This window comes from Mycobacterium sp. (genome assembly GCF_002863225.1).
Classification (GTDB): Bacteria; Actinomycetota; Actinomycetes; order Mycobacteriales; family Mycobacteriaceae; genus Mycobacterium.
The window spans coordinates 18038-36177 of sequence record NZ_PKEK01000107.1 but is presented as its reverse complement, the minus strand read 5'-3'; the positions used below and the strand labels follow the sequence as shown (position 1 = coordinate 36177).

Annotated in this window: 17 protein-coding genes and 2 pseudogenes; 10 read left to right on the top strand and 9 right to left on the bottom strand. The window is 63.4% G+C overall.

Translation table 11 applies throughout. The annotated features are described in order from the left end of the window. The first annotated feature begins 17 nt into the window (after nt 1-17). The 4 genes from CYU59_RS28415 to CYU59_RS28400 are packed head-to-tail and all read left to right on the top strand — an operon-like array spanning nt 18 to nt 3448. Nucleotides 18-1127, top strand: coding sequence for an acyl-CoA dehydrogenase family protein (locus CYU59_RS28415; RefSeq protein ID WP_293010402.1), 1110 nt, complete (start codon nt 18-20; stop codon nt 1125-1127). Further along, nucleotides 1124-1576, top strand: coding sequence for a MaoC family dehydratase (locus CYU59_RS28410; protein ID WP_293010401.1), 453 nt, complete (start codon nt 1124-1126; stop codon nt 1574-1576). The genes CYU59_RS28415 and CYU59_RS28410 overlap by 4 nt, the downstream gene beginning before the upstream one ends. After that, on the top strand, nt 1573-2739 hold the full coding sequence (locus CYU59_RS28405; RefSeq protein ID WP_293010399.1) for a lipid-transfer protein: 1167 nt from the start codon (nt 1573-1575) through the stop codon (nt 2737-2739). Before CYU59_RS28410 ends, CYU59_RS28405 begins: the two co-directional genes overlap by 4 nt. A 31-nt stretch (nt 2740-2770) precedes the next feature. Continuing rightward, nucleotides 2771-3448, top strand: a complete 678-nt coding sequence (locus CYU59_RS28400) for a TetR/AcrR family transcriptional regulator (protein ID WP_293010397.1) — start codon at nt 2771-2773, stop codon at nt 3446-3448. Here the strand turns inward: CYU59_RS28400 and CYU59_RS28395 are convergent. The 5 genes and pseudogenes from CYU59_RS28395 to CYU59_RS28375 all read right to left on the bottom strand — a co-directional run bounded on the left by CYU59_RS28395 (nt 3406) and on the right by CYU59_RS28375 (nt 7190). Beyond that, on the bottom strand, nt 3406-3726 hold the full coding sequence (locus CYU59_RS28395; protein WP_293010395.1) for a hypothetical protein: 321 nt from the start codon (nt 3724-3726) through the stop codon (nt 3406-3408). The genes CYU59_RS28400 and CYU59_RS28395 overlap by 43 nt on opposite strands. Beyond that, on the bottom strand, nt 3720-3956 hold the full coding sequence (locus CYU59_RS28390; protein WP_293010393.1) for a hypothetical protein: 237 nt from the start codon (nt 3954-3956) through the stop codon (nt 3720-3722). Before CYU59_RS28390 ends, CYU59_RS28395 begins: the two co-directional genes overlap by 7 nt. 80 nt (nt 3957-4036) lie before the next feature. Then, nucleotides 4037-5259 (bottom strand): annotated as a pseudogene (locus CYU59_RS28385) (cytochrome P450). Then, complete coding sequence (locus CYU59_RS28380; protein ID WP_293010432.1) at nt 5256-6488, bottom strand: CoA transferase; 1233 nt, start codon at nt 6486-6488, stop codon at nt 5256-5258. Before CYU59_RS28380 ends, CYU59_RS28385 begins: the two are co-directional and overlap by 4 nt. Before the next feature lie 138 nt (nt 6489-6626). Next, complete coding sequence (locus tag CYU59_RS28375) at nt 6627-7190, bottom strand: nuclear transport factor 2 family protein (protein ID WP_293010391.1); 564 nt, start codon at nt 7188-7190, stop codon at nt 6627-6629. Between the two features lie 75 nt (nt 7191-7265). On the opposite strand from CYU59_RS28375, the pseudogene CYU59_RS28370 reads away from it, so the two are divergent. Further along, a pseudogene (locus CYU59_RS28370) lies at nt 7266-8876 on the top strand (class I adenylate-forming enzyme family protein); the annotation flags it as partial. Nucleotides 8877-8963: 87 nt separating this feature from the next. Continuing rightward, entirely contained in the window at nt 8964-10058 is a 1095-nt protein-coding gene (locus CYU59_RS28365) for a dihydrodipicolinate reductase (protein ID WP_293010430.1), read from the top strand. 22 nt (nt 10059-10080) lie between these two features. Here the strand turns inward: CYU59_RS28365 and CYU59_RS28360 are convergent, their stop codons facing one another. After that, nucleotides 10081-10782 (bottom strand): alpha/beta hydrolase, encoded by a 702-nt coding sequence (locus CYU59_RS28360; protein WP_293010389.1) that lies wholly within the window; start codon nt 10780-10782, stop codon nt 10081-10083. 198 nt (nt 10783-10980) lie between these two features. Between CYU59_RS28360 and CYU59_RS28355 the strand changes: the two genes are divergently transcribed. Both CYU59_RS28355 and CYU59_RS28350 read left to right on the top strand, forming a co-directional pair. After that, nucleotides 10981-11736: an SDR family oxidoreductase gene (locus tag CYU59_RS28355; RefSeq protein WP_293010387.1), complete on the top strand. Its 756-nt coding sequence runs from the start codon at nt 10981-10983 to the stop codon at nt 11734-11736. A gap of 77 nt (nt 11737-11813) precedes the next feature. Further along, complete coding sequence (locus CYU59_RS28350; protein ID WP_293010385.1) at nt 11814-12653, top strand: SDR family oxidoreductase; 840 nt, start codon at nt 11814-11816, stop codon at nt 12651-12653. Nucleotides 12654-12713: 60 nt separating this feature from the next. On the opposite strand, the gene CYU59_RS28345 is transcribed toward CYU59_RS28350, so the two are convergent. Then, nucleotides 12714-13748, bottom strand: a complete 1035-nt coding sequence (locus CYU59_RS28345; protein ID WP_293010383.1) for a dihydrodipicolinate reductase — start codon at nt 13746-13748, stop codon at nt 12714-12716. Nucleotides 13749-13758: 10 nt separating this feature from the next. Beyond that, nucleotides 13759-14997: a cytochrome P450 gene (locus CYU59_RS28340; protein ID WP_293010381.1), complete on the bottom strand. Its 1239-nt coding sequence runs from the start codon at nt 14995-14997 to the stop codon at nt 13759-13761. Between the two features lie 123 nt (nt 14998-15120). Here CYU59_RS28340 and CYU59_RS28335 point away from each other — a divergent pair, with 123 nt between their 5' ends. Then, nucleotides 15121-16215, top strand: a complete 1095-nt coding sequence (locus tag CYU59_RS28335; protein ID WP_293010379.1) for a dihydrodipicolinate synthase — start codon at nt 15121-15123, stop codon at nt 16213-16215. Here the strand turns inward: CYU59_RS28335 and CYU59_RS28330 are convergent. Then, nucleotides 16186-17331: an ABC transporter substrate-binding protein gene (locus CYU59_RS28330; RefSeq protein ID WP_293010377.1), complete on the bottom strand. Its 1146-nt coding sequence runs from the start codon at nt 17329-17331 to the stop codon at nt 16186-16188. The two genes, CYU59_RS28335 and CYU59_RS28330, sit on opposite strands and share 30 nt — an antisense overlap. 209 nt (nt 17332-17540) lie before the next feature. Between CYU59_RS28330 and CYU59_RS28325 the strand changes: the two genes are divergently transcribed. Beyond that, complete coding sequence (locus CYU59_RS28325; protein ID WP_293010375.1) at nt 17541-18110, top strand: isomerase; 570 nt, start codon at nt 17541-17543, stop codon at nt 18108-18110. The last annotated feature ends 30 nt before the right edge of the window (nt 18111-18140 follow it).

Sequence of the window (18140 nt, the reverse complement as noted above, 5' to 3'; positions counted from 1 at the left end):
ACAGGATCACAGACGACATGGACTTTTCTTTCAGCGAGGAACAAGAGACTGTCGGCAAGGTCGCCCGGCAGTTGTTCGAACACCGCGCCACACCCGAAAGACTCACCGTGCTCGAGTCCGGTGAGCACCGTTTCGACGCCGACCTGTGGAGCGAACTGGCGTCCGCCGATCTGCTCGGCATAGCCCTGCCCGAAGCGGTCGGCGGAACGGAAGGCAGCTTCCTCGAGCTCGGCGTACTCCTCTCCGAAGTCGGACGCAGTGTGGCCCCGGTGCCCCTCTACAGCACCCTGGTCCTCGGCGCCGACACCATTGCGCGCCATGGAGATTCGACTCTGCAGGAGAAGTATCTGCGCGGGGTGGTCGACGGGAGCACGATCTTGAGTGCCGGACTCTCCGAACCGGGCAACTCCGACCCGACCTCACCGCGCGCTCAAGCGCGGCGCGACGGCGACGCCTGGCGGCTCGACGGCACCAAGCAGTTGGTACCTGCCGCGCAGCTGGCGAACGCCGTCGTCGTTTCCGCTCGCGCCGACGACGGGCCCGCGCTGTTCGTGGTCGACACCGATGCCGACGGCGTCGACGTGCAGTCGGTGCAGACCACCAACCACGAGCCGCACGCCGACGTCGTCTTGACCGGAGCACGGGCGCAGCGCCTGGGGGCCGACATCGGAGCGGAGTCCGTGCGCTCGCTCTACACCCGTGCCCTCGTCGGTCTGTGCGCGGTTCAGGTCGGCGTCACCGAGCGCGCTCTCCGAATTGCGGCGTCCTACACCAGCGAACGTGAACAGTTCGGCAGGCCCATCGGGTCGTTCCAGGCGGTGCAGCAGCGCATGGCCGATGCGTTCATCGACGTCGAGGCCATCCGCTGGACAACCTGGCACGCGGCGTGGCTCATCGCCGAAGGTCGGCCTGCTGATCGAGCAGCCGCCATCGCGAAATTCTGGGCCGCGGAAGCGGGTGCCAGAGTGACCGCCACAGCACAGCAGGTGCACGGTGGTATGGGCATCGACGTCACCTACCCGGTCTCACGGTATTTCCTGTGGGCCAAACAAATTGAACTCGCGCTCGGGTCGGCTCCGCAGCAACTGCTCCGACTCGGTAGTGCCTACGCGGAAGGAAACCAGTGACCGCAACACTCGGACGGACCAGCACGCTGGCGTGGAACAGCATCGCTGTCGGTGACCAACTCCCCCAATTGGAGGTCCCGGTATCGACCACGCTGATCGTGGCCGGCGCGATCGCTTCTCGCGACTACATGCCCGTCCACCACGACCGTGACTTCGCCAATTCGCAAGGCTCGAAAGACATCTTCCTCAACATCCTGACTACCAACGGGCTGTGTGTGAAGTTTCTGCACGACTGGGCCGGGCCGGAGGCAATGATCAAGAAACTCGCGGTTCGTCTCGGTGTCCCGGCCTACCCGAACGATCCGCTCCGGTTCACCGGAAGTGTCACCGGCAAGTCGACAGCCGACGGCGAGGGCTTGGTCGAGGTTGCCTTCAAGGGCAGCAACAGTCTTGGCGACCACGCCACCGGCACCGCGGTTCTGAGTCTGCTCGACGGGGTCGATTCGTGAGTGGTCTGGCCGGGCAGGCCGCGCTCGTCGGAATCGGCCAGACGGAGTTCTCGAAAGAGTCGGGCCGCAGCGAGATGCAACTCGCCTGTGAAGCCGTCAGCGCAGCGATCGCCGACGCCGGACTCACCCCGGGTGACGTCGACGGCATGGTCACCTTCACCGTCGACGAAAACGAAGAGATCGAAGTCGCGAGGAACGTCGGCATCAGGGACCTCACGTTTTTCACGAGAGTCCCGCACGGTGGCGGAGCTGCTGCGGGCACCGTGATGCAAGCCGCAATGGCCGTTGCGACTGGCGTGGCCGAGGTGGTGGTCTGCTACCGCGCGTTCAATGAGAGATCCGGTTTTCGCTTCGGGGGCGCGGGCCGACAGCCCGGGGTGACGCCGCTCTGGATGGCGCCCTACGCGCCGTTCGCGTTGATGACGCCCGCCGGCTGGGTGGCGTTGCATGCTCAGAGGTACATGGACGCCTACGGGGTGACCAACGCCGACTTCGGGAAGATCTCCGTGATCGACCGCAAGCACGCGGCGAAAAACCCCGATGCCTGGTTTTACGAAAAGCCCATAACCCTTGAACAGCATCAAGAGTCGCGATGGATCATCGAACCGGTGCTCCGCCTGCTCGACTGCTGCCAGGAGAGCGACGGCGGTGTTGCAATGGTGGTGACCAGTGTCGAGCGCGCCCGCGACCTCGCCAAGCCGCCTGCCGTCATCACCGCCGCGGCGCAGGGCGCGGCCTACGACGGCGAAGTGATGACCAGCTACTACCGGGACGAGATCACCGGACTGCCCGAGATGGGTGTGGTCGGCGAGAAGCTCTGGCGTGACTCAGGACTCAAGCCTGCCGACATTTCGACGGCGTTTCTCTACGACCACTTCACACCGTTCGTCTTCACCCAGCTCGAGGAGCTGGGCTTCTGCGGGCGCGGTGAGGCGAAGGACTTCGTATCGGTCGACGAACTCTCGATCGGTGGCAGCATGCCGATCAACACCAACGGTGGGCTGCTGGGTGAGGCATACATCCACGGCATGAACGGCATCACCGAAGGAGTGCGTCAGATCCGCGGTACGTCGTACAACCAGGTCGAGGATGTCGAACACGTGCTCGTCACGTCGGGCACCGGGGTGCCGACCAGCGGGCTCATCCTGACACCCGACCGCTGACAGACAGACTCGGAAAGATCCTGGTCGGCGAATGACGCAAGCCACCGTGACAGACACCCGGGATGCCATCATCTCGGCCGCCTTCGCGTGCTTTCGTAACGTCGGCCTGCACAAGACGACGATCGTCGACATCTCCCGGGTCGCCGATGTGTCGAGAAGCACGTTCTACGAATACTTCCGGGACAAAGAGACGATTGTCGCAGCGTGCGCAGAGGCCGCGTCCCAGCGGTTCTACCGCAAACTGGCCAAAGCCATCGATCGGGATGGCGGCAGCTCGTTGGAGGACAAGCTGGTACGGGCGGCGGTGTTCGTCGTGGAGGCCCGTCAGGTCGTCGAACCGGAGGTCTACTTCGACCACCACGAAGTGAACGTCATGTTGACCAAGAACGCGGCGACGTTACTCGCAGAGTGCAGCGAATTTTTCGCGCCTTATTTCTCCGCCGCACGGGTGACGGGAGAAGTGCGAGGTGCTTTGGACATCTCGACAGCGACGGAGTGGTTCGCGCGGATGTTGTTCTCACTCTTCACTACTCCGTCACCGTTCTTCGACACGCGCGACAGCAGTGCCGTTGCGGAATTCGTACGACCGTTCGTGGTGCGGGGCTTCGCGGACGACCGTGCTGTAAAGAGTCGCCGGGGTGTGACGCTGCGCGACGACGCGCAGCGTCAATCACCGACGCCGCCCTCGCGCAGGAAGTTGAGCGTATAGCCCTGGTAGGTGAGGTTGTCGGGATCGAGTCCGATGATGTCCAGAAACGGGTACCACTCGCGGGAGTCGACGAACCAGTCCCATCGTTTGATGTGGCCCTCCTCGTTGGTCCACACATAGTCCCATTCGTGCAGTTGCAGCACCGTCCCGTCGGGGAGCGTCCCCGCGTAGGTGTCGCGCACCGCGAAACCCCAGTCGGCGGCGGCACATTCGAAAGGCGAGACGATTTTGAAGTCCGGCATGTGTTTCCACCACATGCGGAACTCAGGGGTCAGCATGTCTCTCCGTCGGGTGCGTATTTCGCGATGGCTGCCGCCAGTTCGTCCGTGAAAAGGTCGGCCATCGGCTGCGCCACACCACCGTTGAATAGCGGGCACATCATCACGGCGTCGGGTGCGTAGACCCACTCGTCTCCGTACGTGACGTGGTTCGTCTCCGTGGCTTTTGCATAGGCCTCCCACTTGCCATACGCAATCCTTCGATGCAGGTCCACTCGAGCTTGGTTCATCCGAGCCGCCCTTCCGGTCAGTAGCTTTCGGTTGTGATGTCACCGCCGGGGGTGCGGGGCCGGCCCGTGGTGCGGAGCAGTCAATTCACCGCACGGACGGGCACATTGGACCACCCGCAGACGTTCGCCATTGCCACCCGTCGTAGGCCGTCGCGATCGACCTCGTACTCGGGAATGAAATCGAGCAAGGCCTCGATTGCGATACGGCCCTCCATTCGCGCCAGGGCGGCACCCAGACAGCTGTGAATGCCATAACCGAGTGCGAGATTGAAGCCCATCTTGCGTTCGCGATCGATCTCCAACCGGTCGGGATCGGGGAACATCCGCTCGTCGCGGTCGCCGAGCCCGTCATCAGCAGCACCGCGCTCCCGGCGGGAATCGTGATGCCGTGCAACGTCACATCGCGCATGGCTGTCCGCACCTGATATTGCGACGGTGCTTCGTACCGCAGCAACTCCTCGACCGCTACGGGAATCTTGCTGCGATCGGCACGCAGCTTCTGCCACTGGTCGGGAAAGTCCGCGAACGCGACCATCGCGTTGCCGATCAACTTGGTGACGGTCTCGGCACCCGCGCCGCCCAGCAGTGTCGCAAACCCGGCAATATCGACATCGGTCAGCTTTTCCACCTGTCCGTCGCGTTCGATTTCGGTCTCGATGAGCCGGCTGATCATGTCGTCCTGTGGCGCAGCGCGTCGGTCTTGAATCAGCTTGTAGTAGTAGATACCCGTATTCATCGAGGCTTCGAAGCCCGTTGGGGGCACTGCGATCTCGCCGGGATGACGTTCCAGCAACAGATCCACCCACTGCCGAATCTGATCGCGATCCTCCTTCGGCACCCCGAGCATCGTGGTGATCACGTCGTTGGGAAACAGCGCCGAGAAGTCGGCGACCACGTCGAATGACGACGGGTCCAGCGCTTCGATGCGCTCGTACACCTTCTCGCGGACCATGCTTTCCAACGACGCGATCGCGCGCGGGGTGAACACATTGCTCACCAGTTTGCGCATCTTCTGATGCTCGGGAGGGTCCATGGAGATGATCACCTTGGGCACGGGAATGGCATCGTCATGCGCCTTGACCATGTCCAGGGTGGCGCCTTTGGCCGACGAGTATGTTTCGTGATCCTTGGTGGCAGGCGCGACATCGTCGTATCTGCTCAAAGCCCAGAAATCCCACTTGGCGCTGTAGTACACGGGCGCCTCGTCACGCAGGCGACGGTAGGTGTCGTACGCCCCGTCGAAGAATTCCTGAGAGAACGGGTCGAACTCGACCGAATCTGCCTGTGAAGTAATGGAATTCATAAGATCGCTCCAGCTTCTTTGTACTCCTCGATGGCGTCCCATGTCATGCCGGCGTCCATCAAGACCTCCTCGGTGTGCTGACCGTGTTCGGGTGCACCGGGCGGCACGACCGGCTGCTCGTCGAACTGCACAGGATTCGTCGGTAGTGCGTACGGCAGCCCGTTCATCGTGGCGGTGTGGGCGAGATAGCCGTTTGCCGTCACCGCCGGGTCCGCACAGAGCTCGCCCGGCGTCTGCACGACGCCCCAGGCGCCCGAGAGCCCGGCCAGCGTCTCGCGCCATTCGGCGAGGGTGCGTTGCGCGAAAGCGTCATCCAACAACGCGATCAGCGCGACGCGATTTTCGAAGCGCGAGGTCGGTTCCGCGAATCGCGGATCATCGATCAACTCAGGAACACCGATGGCGTGCATGGCTTCTGCGTAGAACTTGTCGAGTTGGAGCATCATCAGCTGAACGTGGCGGTCGTCCTTGGTGCGGTAGGTTCCGACCAGTGGATTGGGAGCATCGGCGTGACCGTATTTCGGAATGGCGCCGCCACCGTGGATTTGGCTGACGGCGACATCGGGGCTGAGATTCCACGCGGCGAGCCCAAGAAGCGACACGTCGACCACCGAGCCTTTGCCGGTGGTCGCCTTTTTGTACAGCGCCGCAGCGATTCCACCCGCAATGGTCATACCGCCCAACAGATCTCCGAAGGCGGGGCGCGACCGCACCAATTCGTCTGCGTCTTCGCTGAGTACCGTGGCGATACCACCGCGGGCCCAGTAGGACACTCCGTCGTATCCCGGTTTGTCGGAATCCGGCCCCTTCGGGCCGTGACCTGACCCGCGTACGTAGACGATGCCAGGATTGACTGCCTGGATGTCAGCGACGTCTATGCCCATCTTCTTGCGGCGGTTCGGCAGATAGCTGGTCAGAAACACATCGCACGTCTTGGCGAGTTCGCGGACGACTTCTCGGCCGCCTGGGGTCATCAGGTCGACGCCGATCGACTTCTTGCCGCGATTCGGAATCTCGATCATGTAGTTGACCGAGCCACCCCCGGCGTCGACGATACCCATTGTCACCAGCCCACGCTGGGGGTCACCACCGTTGCGCGGTTCCACTTTGATGACCTCAGCGCCCCACTCGGCCAGCACCGCACCCGCAGAGGGGACGAACGTCCAGGCCGCGACCTCCAGCACACGCACTCCGCTGAGTACCTTGTCGTCGGAAATGACGTCCTCCATGTTGTCCGTGGGCACCGGCGACGTGTCACTGCGCGGCCGCCGCAACACCCGTCCAGTCAGCGATAACGTTTATTTACGCTTATTGAGAATTTCAGTTCCGGCTGCGATTGTAAACTCCGTCAGTCGGCCTAGCGGTCGCTAGGGCCGCGCAGAAAGCTGCCGGGGCAAGGTGGGATCACCGGATTCCCAGAAGGGTTTCCAGGTGGGCATGCGCTGCGGCATGGCCGCCCGCAGGGAAACGTCCATCGGCCACCGCACGAAATCCGGCCCCGGGCGCTCGGTCACGTCGACCGAATACCACGGGTGCTCCCGCCGACGCACAAAGCCCCACTGGCCGTCGCGGCGTTCGTACACGTCGTCGTAACGCATCGCGATCACGAACCACCCGTCGCCGTCCTCGTGCTCAGCCCGGCAATAGATCGAACCGGTCGCGTGGTCGGCGTCGACGAAGTCGAACTGGTGCCCGCAGACCAGGTGAATACTCCGATAGAACCGCCGCAAAACCCCGTCGTACCAGCGCTTCAGTGCCTCCCGGCCACGGCCCTCAGCCCCTGCGTCGACGTCCTCGACGAACAGCGCCACCAATGCGTCGAGGTCACGCGCGTCGAGAGCCATCGCGTACCTACTGGGCAACTGGGCGATCGCCTGACTGGACTCGATCCGATCGAGTCGAGCTGCCGTCTGGTCATCAGGACTCGCCATCACGGCATGGTAATACCACGCGCACAACCGAGAATGGTGGTTCTCGATTCTCGGGAAACCAACTATCCTTCGCCCATGCCCTTTCCGACGATCATCCCCACGATCCCGGTTCTCGTGCGGTCGAGTGCGGAGCAGTTCGGGGACACGCCTTTCGTGATCGCCGACGACCGCGAACTGACCTACGTCGATCTCGAACGGCGGTCGGCCCGCTTGGCCGTCGACCTGTTGTCACACGGCATCGGCAAGGGCGACCACGTCGGCATCCTCATGCCGAACGGTATCGAGTGGGCAGTCGCATGGTTCGCCACCACCCGCATCGGCGCGGTCGCTGTGCCGCTCAACACTTTCTACAAAGCATCTGAATTGGCCTGGACCACCCGGCACGCGGATTTGCGCGCCGTCGTGGCGTGGCCGGCGCTTCGCAACAACGACTTTCTGGCGCGTCTCGAAGAGGCGCTCCCCGGGCTCGCGGATCAGCACAGCCCTGGTCGCATCGCGGTACGTGCCGCACCGTACTTGCGCACCGTAGCGGTCTGGGGCGGCTGCGACCGGGAGTGGGCGACGGCGCTGACCGATGACGCGGCGCCGGCGGAATCGGACATCGACGACGACTTCCTGGTCGACATCGAGTCGTGTGTGACACCGGCCGACGACGTCGTCATCATCTACACCTCGGGCAGCACCGGTCCCCCGAAAGCGCCGGTACACACGCATGGGGCGCTCGTTCGCCACACCTACAACCTCACGTTCCAGTACGGCGTCACAGGTGACTCGGTGATGTTCACGGCGATGCCGTTCTTCTGGGTCGGCGGTCTCATCACGGGACTGAATGCGGTCATTCATCATGGCGCCACGCTGGTCACGCAGCCGGCATTCGACGCGGCAGAAGCTCTGGCGCTCATCGAGGCTCACCGTGCCACCATCACTCTCGGATGGCCGCAGCAGGGAAAGACGCTCGCCGAGCACCCGGACTTCGCCAAACGCGATCTGACCTCGGTCATCCGCACCAGCATGCCCGCGATGGTTCCGCCCGACCGACGTCCACAGGGTGCGAATGCGCTGGGCATGACCGAACTCTGCGGAAACCACGCGGGGGTCGATCCCTACGTACCCCAGCCGCCCGAGCGGGCCGGAACCGGAGGCTTGACCATCGACGGGCTCGAGCACCTCGTCGTCGATCCTGAATCCGGACAACCGGTTCCGGTCGGCGCGGAGGGCGAGATCTGGGCGCGGGGCTATTCGCTGATGCAGCGCCTTTACAAGCGGGAGCGCGAGGACGTCTTCACGCCGGACGGCTACTACCGCACGGGCGACTGCGGGGTTTTGGCAGACGACGGCTGGATCCGGTTCACGGGCAGGCGGGGAGACCTGATCAAGACCGGCGGCGGCACCAACGTCACCCCCGCCGAAGTCGAACTGGCACTGGCGAATTGCGACGGAGTACTGGAAGCCTATGTTGTCGGCGCGCAGGACGGCGAGCGTGGCACGGTGGTTGCCGCGGCGGTCGTTCCCCGGGGTGCGTCTGCTCTTGATGGCGAGTCCTTGAAGGCGCAGTTGCGGAAACACATCTCCGCGTACAAAGTGCCGAAGTTCATTTGGGTCACCGACAAGGCGCAGCTACCGTTCACCGCGACAGGGAAGATCAAGAAGTCCGACCTGGCGGATCAGCTGAGCGGGCTGCTGGCCGAGCGCTGGTCCCGCGCTTCGATTTGCGTAAATGCGTGTTCTCAAGCGGTAAGTTCGGTTATCGCCGGTAGCAAGGATGAGGGAGCAATGACCATGGACGACAGGGTCTTACGGGTTGCCGTCATCTCCACGGGTTGGATCAGCAGCCTGGCGATTCGCGCGATCTCGCGACGCCCACATCTGGAGATCGTCGGGGTCTGGGTGCACAGCGCGGAGAAGACCGGTCGCGACGCCGGCGAGATCGTCGGGCTCGGCCCGATCGGGGTGACCACGACCAACGACCTCGACGACATCATCGCGCTGAAACCCGATTGCGTCGTCTACGGTGCTGCCAGCGCGGAGATGGATGCCGCTGCGGTCCGTGACTATGTTCGCTTACTCCGTGGCGGGCTCAACGTCGTCACCACCAATACACCGGGAATGATGTTTCCGGACAGGTGGATTCCCGAACTCGCCGATTCGGTACGGGCCGCTGCACTGGCCGGTGGTGTCACCATCTACACCTCGGGCATCGAGCCCGGCTTTGCCGGTGACCAATTCGCGGTGCTTTTGACGACATTGTCGAACACGATCCGCTCGATTCGAGCGCAGGAGATCTTCGACTATTCGGCGTATCCCAACAGGGACCTGATGGTGACGGCCATGGGATTTGGCGAGCCGCTGGACTACACACCGATGCTGGAACTCGACGGGGCGCAGTCCTTCGCGTGGGGTCCCCCGATCGGGCTCGTCGCCAAGGCACTCGGCGTCGAACTCGAATCCGTCAAGGAGAAGTACGAACGGGTGATCACACCTCGCGATCTTCACGTCGCCTGCGGCACCATCCCGGCCGGCACGTGTGGCGCCGTACGGGCCGAGACGACCGGTGTGGTCAACGGGCAGCCGGTGATCACGATCGAACACATCAACCGCATGGCACCAGATCTTGCGCCGCAGTGGGCCTCAGCGCCCAACGGTACGTATCGCCTCATCATCGAGGGCCAACCCCACATTCAGTGCGATCTGCGACTCGGCACAGAAGACACCCCCGCCTCAGCCAACGACAACGCGATGGAGGCCACCGCCATGCGCGTCGTCAACGCCATCCCCTACGTGGTCAACGCGGCTCCGGGCATCGCCACGTCGCTGGACCTGCCCATCACCGCACCGCACAATGCCGTCGTAACAGATTTCGGCACCTAGTCTGCGAAATGACTTCGCGGCGTCACAGTTTCAGCGTCCCACGCAACAGGTCGGTCAATTCCGTTGGTCGCGCAAAGAACGGTGAGTGTCCACCTTCGAGCTCGACCACGTGAGCCCCTCTGGCGACAGCGCTGCGTCGGACCCAGCCGACATCGATGGCACGATCGTCCGTCATCAGGATGTACGTCGATGGCACGTCAGGCCACTGTTGTATCGGACATGGCTCGGTGAACACGGTGAAAGACTGCCCTCGAAGCTCCCGAAACGCCCTTCGCGCCAGAGCTTCCGGACAATCATGATAGAAGCCATCACGCACCGACTCCCACGTCAGCCCGAAGGGGCCGTCGCCAGCCGCCTGCGGCGCCGGGAACGAAACAGCGCCGGGGTTCGCCGCGAACTCAGCCGCGAACGCCGTTCCCGGCACCGGGATCAGACCAGCGACAAACACCATTCTGCGTACCGGACGCAATGACGCGACGACCGGTACGCATAGACCGGAAATCGAGTGTCCGACGACGACCACGTCGTCGGAATCGCTAGGCCCGGTGACGCGGTCGATGGCGTCAATCGCCACCCGCGCCCATTCCATCGCCCCGGCCGAGTCGTCGTCGACCGGCAGGTCCGGCGCAACGACATCATGGCCGTCGGCCATTAGCTTCGACGCAACGAGATCCCACGACGAACCGCGGTGCAGGCCGCCGTGCAGCAGCGCAAACAGCGTCAACCCCGGCCTCCCCGCACACCGGCTACGGCGCGCATCGTCGGCTGTTCAACGGCGGCAGCCATGAAGTCGACCATGCTTGGTTGTCCCGTCGCTCTGTCCGGTTCCCAAGCCCGAACGACGACGAGCTTATCGAGAACACCAATTCTCATATGCGAGAATCGGCGAACCGTCCAACGAATCTGGCAAGGGAAGCAGGGTATGACGGATCGTCATTCCAACATCGCAGGCATGCGCATGTTGATCATCGGCGCCTCATCCGGAATCGGTCAGGCGTTGGCCATTGCGGCACAATCCCGGGGCGCCAAGGTGGCGCTCGCCGCCCGACGCGTGGACGTACTTGCCAGGCTGGCCGCGCAACTCGAGGGTTCGGCACACGAGCTAGACGTGTCCAATTCGGGTGCCATCGAACGTGTCATCGGCACGGTGGCCGAGACTTTCGGCGGCCTCGACGCGGTCGTCTTCACCAGCGCTGCCGTGCCCTTCGCCCTGATCGAGGAAACGGATGTCACGACGTGGCTCCACACGTATGCCGTCAACGCCGTGGGTGCGTCGCACGTCTTGCGCACCGCGTTGCCGCATCTGACTGACAACGCCGTCGTGCTCGTCGCATCGAGCCATGACGTAGGTCGGCCTCGCGCAGGCGTAGCCGCATATCACGCGAGTAAGGCTGCGCTGGACGAAATATTGAGATCCTGGCGTGCTGAGCATCCTGAGCTGCCCGTGATCCGGGTCAGTGTGGGCCCCACCGAGGGCACAGAAATTCTTCGCGGGGCAGATCGAGAGCTCCTGGCCGAGTTGTACAGATCCTGGGCGCAGGAGGGTCAGATTCCGTCGAAGATGTCCGCGGTAGGTGATGTCGCCAACGCGATGTTGTCCCTCATCGCCATCGCGCGAGCGAATCCGACGGTAGTGAGCGACGTCGTCCATCTCGCGCCGCGGACCAGCAGAGTCTAGCCAAACGCGATCACCGCTATTTCCGGGCGGATATGTTGAACATCGACGATCGCCAGCAACTCCTGGAGGGTGTGTAAATGAGTCGGGTATCGGTGATCACCGGTGGCGCGGGTGGCATGGGTTCGGCCACGGCCAAAATCGTCGGAAACGACCACACGGTCGTCCTGGCCGACGTACGAAAGGACCGACTCGACGGTACTGCCGCCGACCTCGAGAACCTCGGAATCACGCCTACGGTCGTCGATTGCGACGTCACCGACCGTGCGGCGGTCGCCCGACTGTTCGAGACCGCCGCCGGACTCGGCACACTGGTCTCGGTGATCCACACCGCGGGCGTCAGTCCCAGCATGGGCGAAGCAGATTACGTGATGAAAACCAACGCTCTGGGCACACTCAACGTCAACGAGGTCTTCTTTCAGACCGCCGGCGAGGGCGCGGCGATCGTCAACGTGGCCTCCATGGCGGCGCACATCATGCCCGAAGAAGTACTCCCCGCTGCTCAGTTCCCCTTGGCGTTGGTGGATGAAGCCGCTTTCCTGCGCGACATGCTGGCGGCGTGTGACATTGCCGGCCCGGAGGCGCGATCGGGTATCGCGTATGCGGTCAGCAAGAGCTTCGTCAGGTGGTACAGCTGGTCGCAGGCGGAGAGGTTCAACGGCCGGGGGCTCCGCATCGTCTCGGTATCGCCGGGGTCCGTCGACACCGAGATGGGCCGGCTGGAAGAGCAGGCCGGCGCGGGTGCCATGGTCGCCGACGCAGCAGTGCCACGCTGGGGTAAAGCCGAAGAGATGGCGGAGCTGTTCGCTTTCTGCGCCAGCGACAAAGCCGGTTACCTCACCGGTACCGACATCCTCAACGACGGCGGCGTGGTCGCATCGATCAGAGAGCGATCTCGGGTGGCGGCGCTTAGCACCTGAGCTCCTCTGTCCTGCCCTCTAGTGAGGCGCGAAACCCTCAGTCGCGAATGCAACTCGGCTTCACTGCAGAGGGCGCCGGGGGATCGTCGAGAGGTCGTAGAGTCCGGGCGCTGCTGCCGTCACCGCTGGAATTGCGTTGACCGCGTGCATGGCCGTCGCCAGGCAGCCCTGCTCGGCATGATCCTCGTCGTGCGAACCGACGACGAGGTGCAGGCGCAGATTGGGCTCACCTTCCAGCACCACCTCGTAGCCGATCTCGGTCGGCCAATCCGGCGCGAGGTCCTCGGCCATCCGGGTCAGATGCTCGACAGCCACCGTCGTATCACCGCAATTCACGACCACACCGAACCGCATCGCACCGACGGTGCCGGCGGGTATGTCACCCGCGGCCACCGTCAAAGCCCTGGGCGTGGTGGCGACTTCGCGGTAACCCTCGATCGACTGGATTTCCAACCCCAGCGCCTGGGCCAGCACCGTCGCAGAGCCAATCCACGCGCCGGCGGCATAGTCGGGATTGGTCAGCAACGGCGTGGTGTCACCGGGCGGGAAACCAAAACCCATGGCATTGAAGATCAGGTCGTGGCTGGCGTATGTCGAGTAGTCGAGCACCTCGCGGACGTTGATGCGACTGGTCCGTTGGGTCAGTCGCGACAGCACTGGCGTCAGCGACTCGCCGACGAAGCCGGGAAACAGGCCCACACCCAGGAACGACGACTCTCCGGCGCGGCAGGCATCTTCGATCGCATCGGCCAGCGACTCATCCAGGGAACGTGGATGAATGAACCGGCTGCCGGTTGCGACAACATCTTTGCCCGACGCAAGCAGATCGCAGACATCGGCAAAGCAACCCGGCGTATCCGTCTCGACCTTGCCCATGTAGAGCACGACGTCAGCGGTGGCGTTGATCACGGCGTCGCGATCGTCGGTTGCCAGGACCCCGGTATCCGGTAGTCCGCAGAGTGCGCCTGCGTCGGCACCCGCTTTGGTCGGGTCGTAGACCTTCACCCCGACCAGATCAAGGTCCGGTCTGCCGATCACGTGCCGCAGCGCCATCGTTCCTGTTGTCCCGGTTGCCCATTGGATTACTCGTGTCATCGGGAGACTCTCAGTCCCACACCACGTCAAGGCGTGGCGGCGAGCGGAACATCACCCCGGTCACAAACGGGGCGGGGGCGTCGGGGTCCAGGCGTAGTCCGGGCAGTTGGTCGAACAGCGCGTTGAAGATCTTCATGCTCTCCAGCCGCGCGAGGTGCATCCCCAGGCACACATGCGCGCCGTGGGCAAAACCGATGTGCGGCTTACGCTCTCGAAAGATGTTGAAGCTCTCGGGGTCGTTCCATCGGCTCTCGTCGTGGTTCGCGCTGCCCAGGTTCAGCATCATGGTCGCACCCTGCGGAATCGCCACCCCACCGAGTTCGGTGTCCACCGTGACCTCGCGCATGAAGTTCAGCAGCGGTGTCTCCCAACGGATTCCTTCTTCGATTGCTTGCGGCAGCAGACTGCGATCGTTGCGCACCGCGTCGAGCTGGTCGGGATGAGTCAGTAGTGCCATCGCCAGGCTGGCCGTCGACCGCGAGGTGGTTTCGGCGCCGGCCGGCAGCAAGTTGCGCATGAATCCGTAGATCTGCTCGTCCGACATCTTCACACCGTTCACTTCGGACGAGGCGAGGATCGAGACCATGTCGTCCTGAGGCGACCGACGCTTCTCCGCCAGTATCCCGACGAAGTAGTCCTTCATCTCCGCCGAGGCTGTCATCGCAGCCTTCATGTCGCCGCGAAATCCCAACAGGTCGATGGCCAAGCGGTGAAACCAGAGCACATCCGCGTCGGGTAGGCCCAGGAGAGCCGCGATCACCCGCACCGGGACCGGCATGAAGACCTTGTCCACCAGATCAACGTGCTTGGCATCCTTGAATCTTGCGATGGTGGCGTCCACCAGAGGGCCCGCGAGTTCGGCGTCCCACCGCTTCATGGACGAACGCGCGAAGGCGAATTCGTGCAGCTTGCGATATACGGCGTGCTCGGGCTCCTGCATCTCCAGGATCGTCGGTCCCTGCAACGGTCGCACGACGTCCTCATAGCACCGAGTGCTGAAGGTGACGTTGTCGGTGAATATCCCCTTGACCGCATCGAACGAGTACGCAGTGAACGTCGGTGGGCCATCGCCCGAGTTGCCTGCCATGCCCATCTCTGGCCAACCGGCGTGAACGGGCGCTTGCTCGCGCAACTGCTTCAGGAGCGGATACGGGGTCGCGTCGCCGTCGGCGCCCATGCCGACGTTGAACCTCTCCTGAGCGTCCCGAATGCTCTGCTCGAGTTCTTCAACGGTTGCCGGCTTCACCATGTGTCGCCTCTCACTAGATGTTCGCCGGAGTCAACATACACCCTGGTGGTTGATTACCTACATAGTGTAGGTTGAATCCTCGAGTCGCGATCGTATGACGAAAGCGCTACCAGGAGCGGTCGATTGGCGATACGAGTAGCCCAGTGGGCCACGGGTGCAGTCGGCCGGGCCGCACTACAGGAACTCATTGAGAATCCCGACTTTCAATTGGTCGGAGTGCTGGTTTACGGCCGCGACAAGGCCGGCCTGGACGCCGGTGCGCTCTGCGGACTTCCACCTGACACCGGAATCGTCGCGACCACGGACAAGGACGCGGTCATCGGGCTCGGTGCCGACGTCGTCATTCACGCGGCCAGCAAGGCACATCCGGTCGAGACGAACGCCGATGACATCTGCCGGCTATTGGCCTCAGGCAGCAACGTCATCACGACGACCTCCTACAACCACCTGCCTACCTATGGCGCCGCGACCGAGACGGCTTTCCTGGAAGCCTGTCGTGCCGGAAACTCCCGTTTCCACGCCGCCGGAGAGAACCCCGGCTTCATGTTCGAGCGTCTCGTCGCGACGGTCACGGGGCTGTCCAAGTCCATCGACCGCATCGACCTGTACGAGGCCACCGACGTCTCAGCAGTGGACAGCAGGCCGATGCTGGTCGACCTAATGGGCATGGCACGCCCGCCCGAAGACGTCAGTGCCGACTCCCCCATCATCAAAAAGCTCGACATGGCCTATCGCCAGACGTTGAATGCGACCGCCGACGTCCTTGGCGTCACCCTGTCTGACATCGAGGTGAGCGTCGACGCGACAACGCTTCCTTACGACATCGAAATCCCGGTCGGCACCGTCGAGGCGGGAACCGTTGTGGGACAGCGCTTCTCTTGGGTTGGCCACTGGTCGGGACGCCCACTGCTTGCCATCCACGAGGAGTGGGTGCTCACCCGCGACCTCCCACAGTGGGGTCTGCAACCGCTGGCGCCCGGGGAGAAGGCACCGCTCATCCGCGCCGTCATCAAAGGGGTTCCGAGTTTCGAACTCCAGCTCGACGTCGGATGGGACGGCGCGCCTCCCAACGGTCAACACGCCCAACCCGGCCACCTGATGATCGGTATGAGCGCAGTCCGCGCGATCCCGTACGTGTTGGCTCAGCCGCCCGGCATCGTGACCGCGCCGGTGTTCGGAGCGATCGACCTATCGGGCGGCGACGCCGACCGCGCGTGATATGTGTTCGCTTGGTACCGCATGGAACACGTGCGCACTGCCGTCCGGCAGCACACGCCGGGCGATCAGATAGTCCGTTCCCATCCAGCCCTGCCGGATGAACCGCCCGAACCTCAGGTAGGTACCGGGGGCGCCGCTAGCGGACGGCACGAGCTTCACCTGTTCCATGCCTTGCTTGACGCCTTCTCCGGTCAGCGGGCGCGCCGCAGCCAACCCGCGAGTGATGACCGTCGCGGCGTCATGACAGAGCAACGGCATGGAATTGCCCGGCCTGCGCCCGTATCGGGATTCGAAGCGATCCAGGAAGGCCTGACCGATCTCGTTGCGTTCGTCGTAGCTGTCCAGCCCGATCCAGCCCGAAAGTTGTCGCATCCATTCGGCGTTGATGTGAGCCATCTCGAAGGCCGTCGTGGTGTAGCGCGGAGGGTCCCAGTCGACGGCACGCAATGCGTCGGTGAATCCCCACAGGCCATGGCCGAATCCGACGTGCACCAGGGCGTCGGGTTCCGCCGACCGCAGCGCGGCCACCGCCTCGGACTTGTCGGCTTCGACCTGGGGTATCGCCACCGTCGCAACAATCTTCAGACCAGCGGCCGAGTAAGCCTTTTCGGCGAAACCGAGATATTCCTTGCCGATCAACGATGCTTCATACGCGATGGCAATCCGCGATCGACCGTCGCCGATCATGACCGCGGCCAGCATGACCGGTTCCTCCGGCATGGATCCGTTGTTCAGAGCAAAGCACCACTCACCCAGCGCCCCCTCCGACCCCGACAGGATGATGTTCGGCACCCGCGCGACTTTGTCGATGTGCGAACCCAGCGGCACGGCGTTGTCGGAGACCCACGGCCCGAAGATCACCAGGCAACCGTCCTCGACGAGCTCGTCGAAGGCACGTTCGACGGCGTGGTACGTGCCGTTCGGCAGCCCGACCGCCTGGCGTTGCACCAACTCGATAGGGCGATCGACGAGTCCAGCCGCAACCGCCTCGTCGAACACGAGCCGCAGGGCATCGGTCGTGTCGCTGTCGGTGCCGGCCCTCGTCGGATAGTCGTTGAGCAGACCAACCTTCAGCGGCGCCACCGAGCCGAAAGCCCGAGTTTCCTCATCTGCCATGTTCAGCAACATACATGACGAATGTTGACTTGCCCATCGGTCACCTGATCTGTGCGCTATCACCACGAAAGTCGCTGCATCGTCGGCCGTTTCGCAGCGAATTCACGTTCAGCAGAACACGTAAACAATCATTTCCGAGAATTGTCTCTGGGCGTGCTGACGAGCTGATAATCTCGCGTGGACAGTTAAGGCAAAGGTCTTCGCTACGAATGAAGCCGTACAAGATCGACCCTGACGTTCTTGCGCAGATCGCGAAGGACGCCATCGGTCGCCCGCTGGACAGCGGAGAACGCCTGGATCACGTCGTCGAGATGATATCGGCCGCCTACCCCCACCTCATCGCCCCGGTGCGCGGCCGCTGGGTCGGCAACAAGGCGGGCGGAATCCTGGGCAAGGTCAGCATGGTGTACTTCAGTCCACGCGAATACATCGTGCTGTTTGGTTCACCCACTGGCACGCAGGGCTTTTCGGGCCGCTACAAACACGTGGAAATTCACAAATTCCTGCTTGCGGGCCAGATCGACTCATACGATCTGGAATCGGATCAGATAAGCCCGTCGATATTGCGCCCCGGCGAGCGAACATGCCTGGAGAAGGGACACACCCGGGGTCTCACGATTCACCCCGGCTCATGGCACCTCGAGTACGGACGTGGTGCCGTCGCAACCACCCTTCCGTTTGCGATGGCCGAAACACTTTTGACATCACTCGAATTGCCCTCCATGGTGCTCTCGACGAAAGAATTCGTACGGTTGGTGCGGAGGCGTCCCGACCGCTAGGCGACCTCGAAACCCGCCTTACCCAGCGGC

Coding starts and splice junctions, on each gene's coding strand:
- CYU59_RS28395 (WP_293010395.1), bottom strand. CDS start 3,726: ATGCTGACCCCTGAGTTCCGCATGTGGTGGAAACACATGCCGGACTTC.
- CYU59_RS28390 (WP_293010393.1), bottom strand. CDS start 3,956: ATGAACCAAGCTCGAGTGGACCTGCATCGAAGGATTGCGTATGGCAAG.
- CYU59_RS28375 (WP_293010391.1), bottom strand. CDS start 7,190: ATGGCGAGTCCTGATGACCAGACGGCAGCTCGACTCGATCGGATCGAG.
- CYU59_RS28380 (WP_293010432.1), bottom strand. CDS start 6,488: ATGGAGGACGTCATTTCCGACGACAAGGTACTCAGCGGAGTGCGTGTG.
- CYU59_RS28400 (WP_293010397.1), top strand. CDS start 2,771: ATGACGCAAGCCACCGTGACAGACACCCGGGATGCCATCATCTCGGCC.
- CYU59_RS28355 (WP_293010387.1), top strand. CDS start 10,981: ATGACGGATCGTCATTCCAACATCGCAGGCATGCGCATGTTGATCATC.
- CYU59_RS28365 (WP_293010430.1), top strand. CDS start 8,964: ATGACCATGGACGACAGGGTCTTACGGGTTGCCGTCATCTCCACGGGT.
- CYU59_RS28345 (WP_293010383.1), bottom strand. CDS start 13,748: ATGACACGAGTAATCCAATGGGCAACCGGGACAACAGGAACGATGGCG.
- CYU59_RS28325 (WP_293010375.1), top strand. CDS start 17,541: ATGAAGCCGTACAAGATCGACCCTGACGTTCTTGCGCAGATCGCGAAG.
- CYU59_RS28350 (WP_293010385.1), top strand. CDS start 11,814: ATGAGTCGGGTATCGGTGATCACCGGTGGCGCGGGTGGCATGGGTTCG.
- CYU59_RS28340 (WP_293010381.1), bottom strand. CDS start 14,997: ATGGTGAAGCCGGCAACCGTTGAAGAACTCGAGCAGAGCATTCGGGAC.
- CYU59_RS28415 (WP_293010402.1), top strand. CDS start 18: ATGGACTTTTCTTTCAGCGAGGAACAAGAGACTGTCGGCAAGGTCGCC.
- CYU59_RS28330 (WP_293010377.1), bottom strand. CDS start 17,331: ATGGCAGATGAGGAAACTCGGGCTTTCGGCTCGGTGGCGCCGCTGAAG.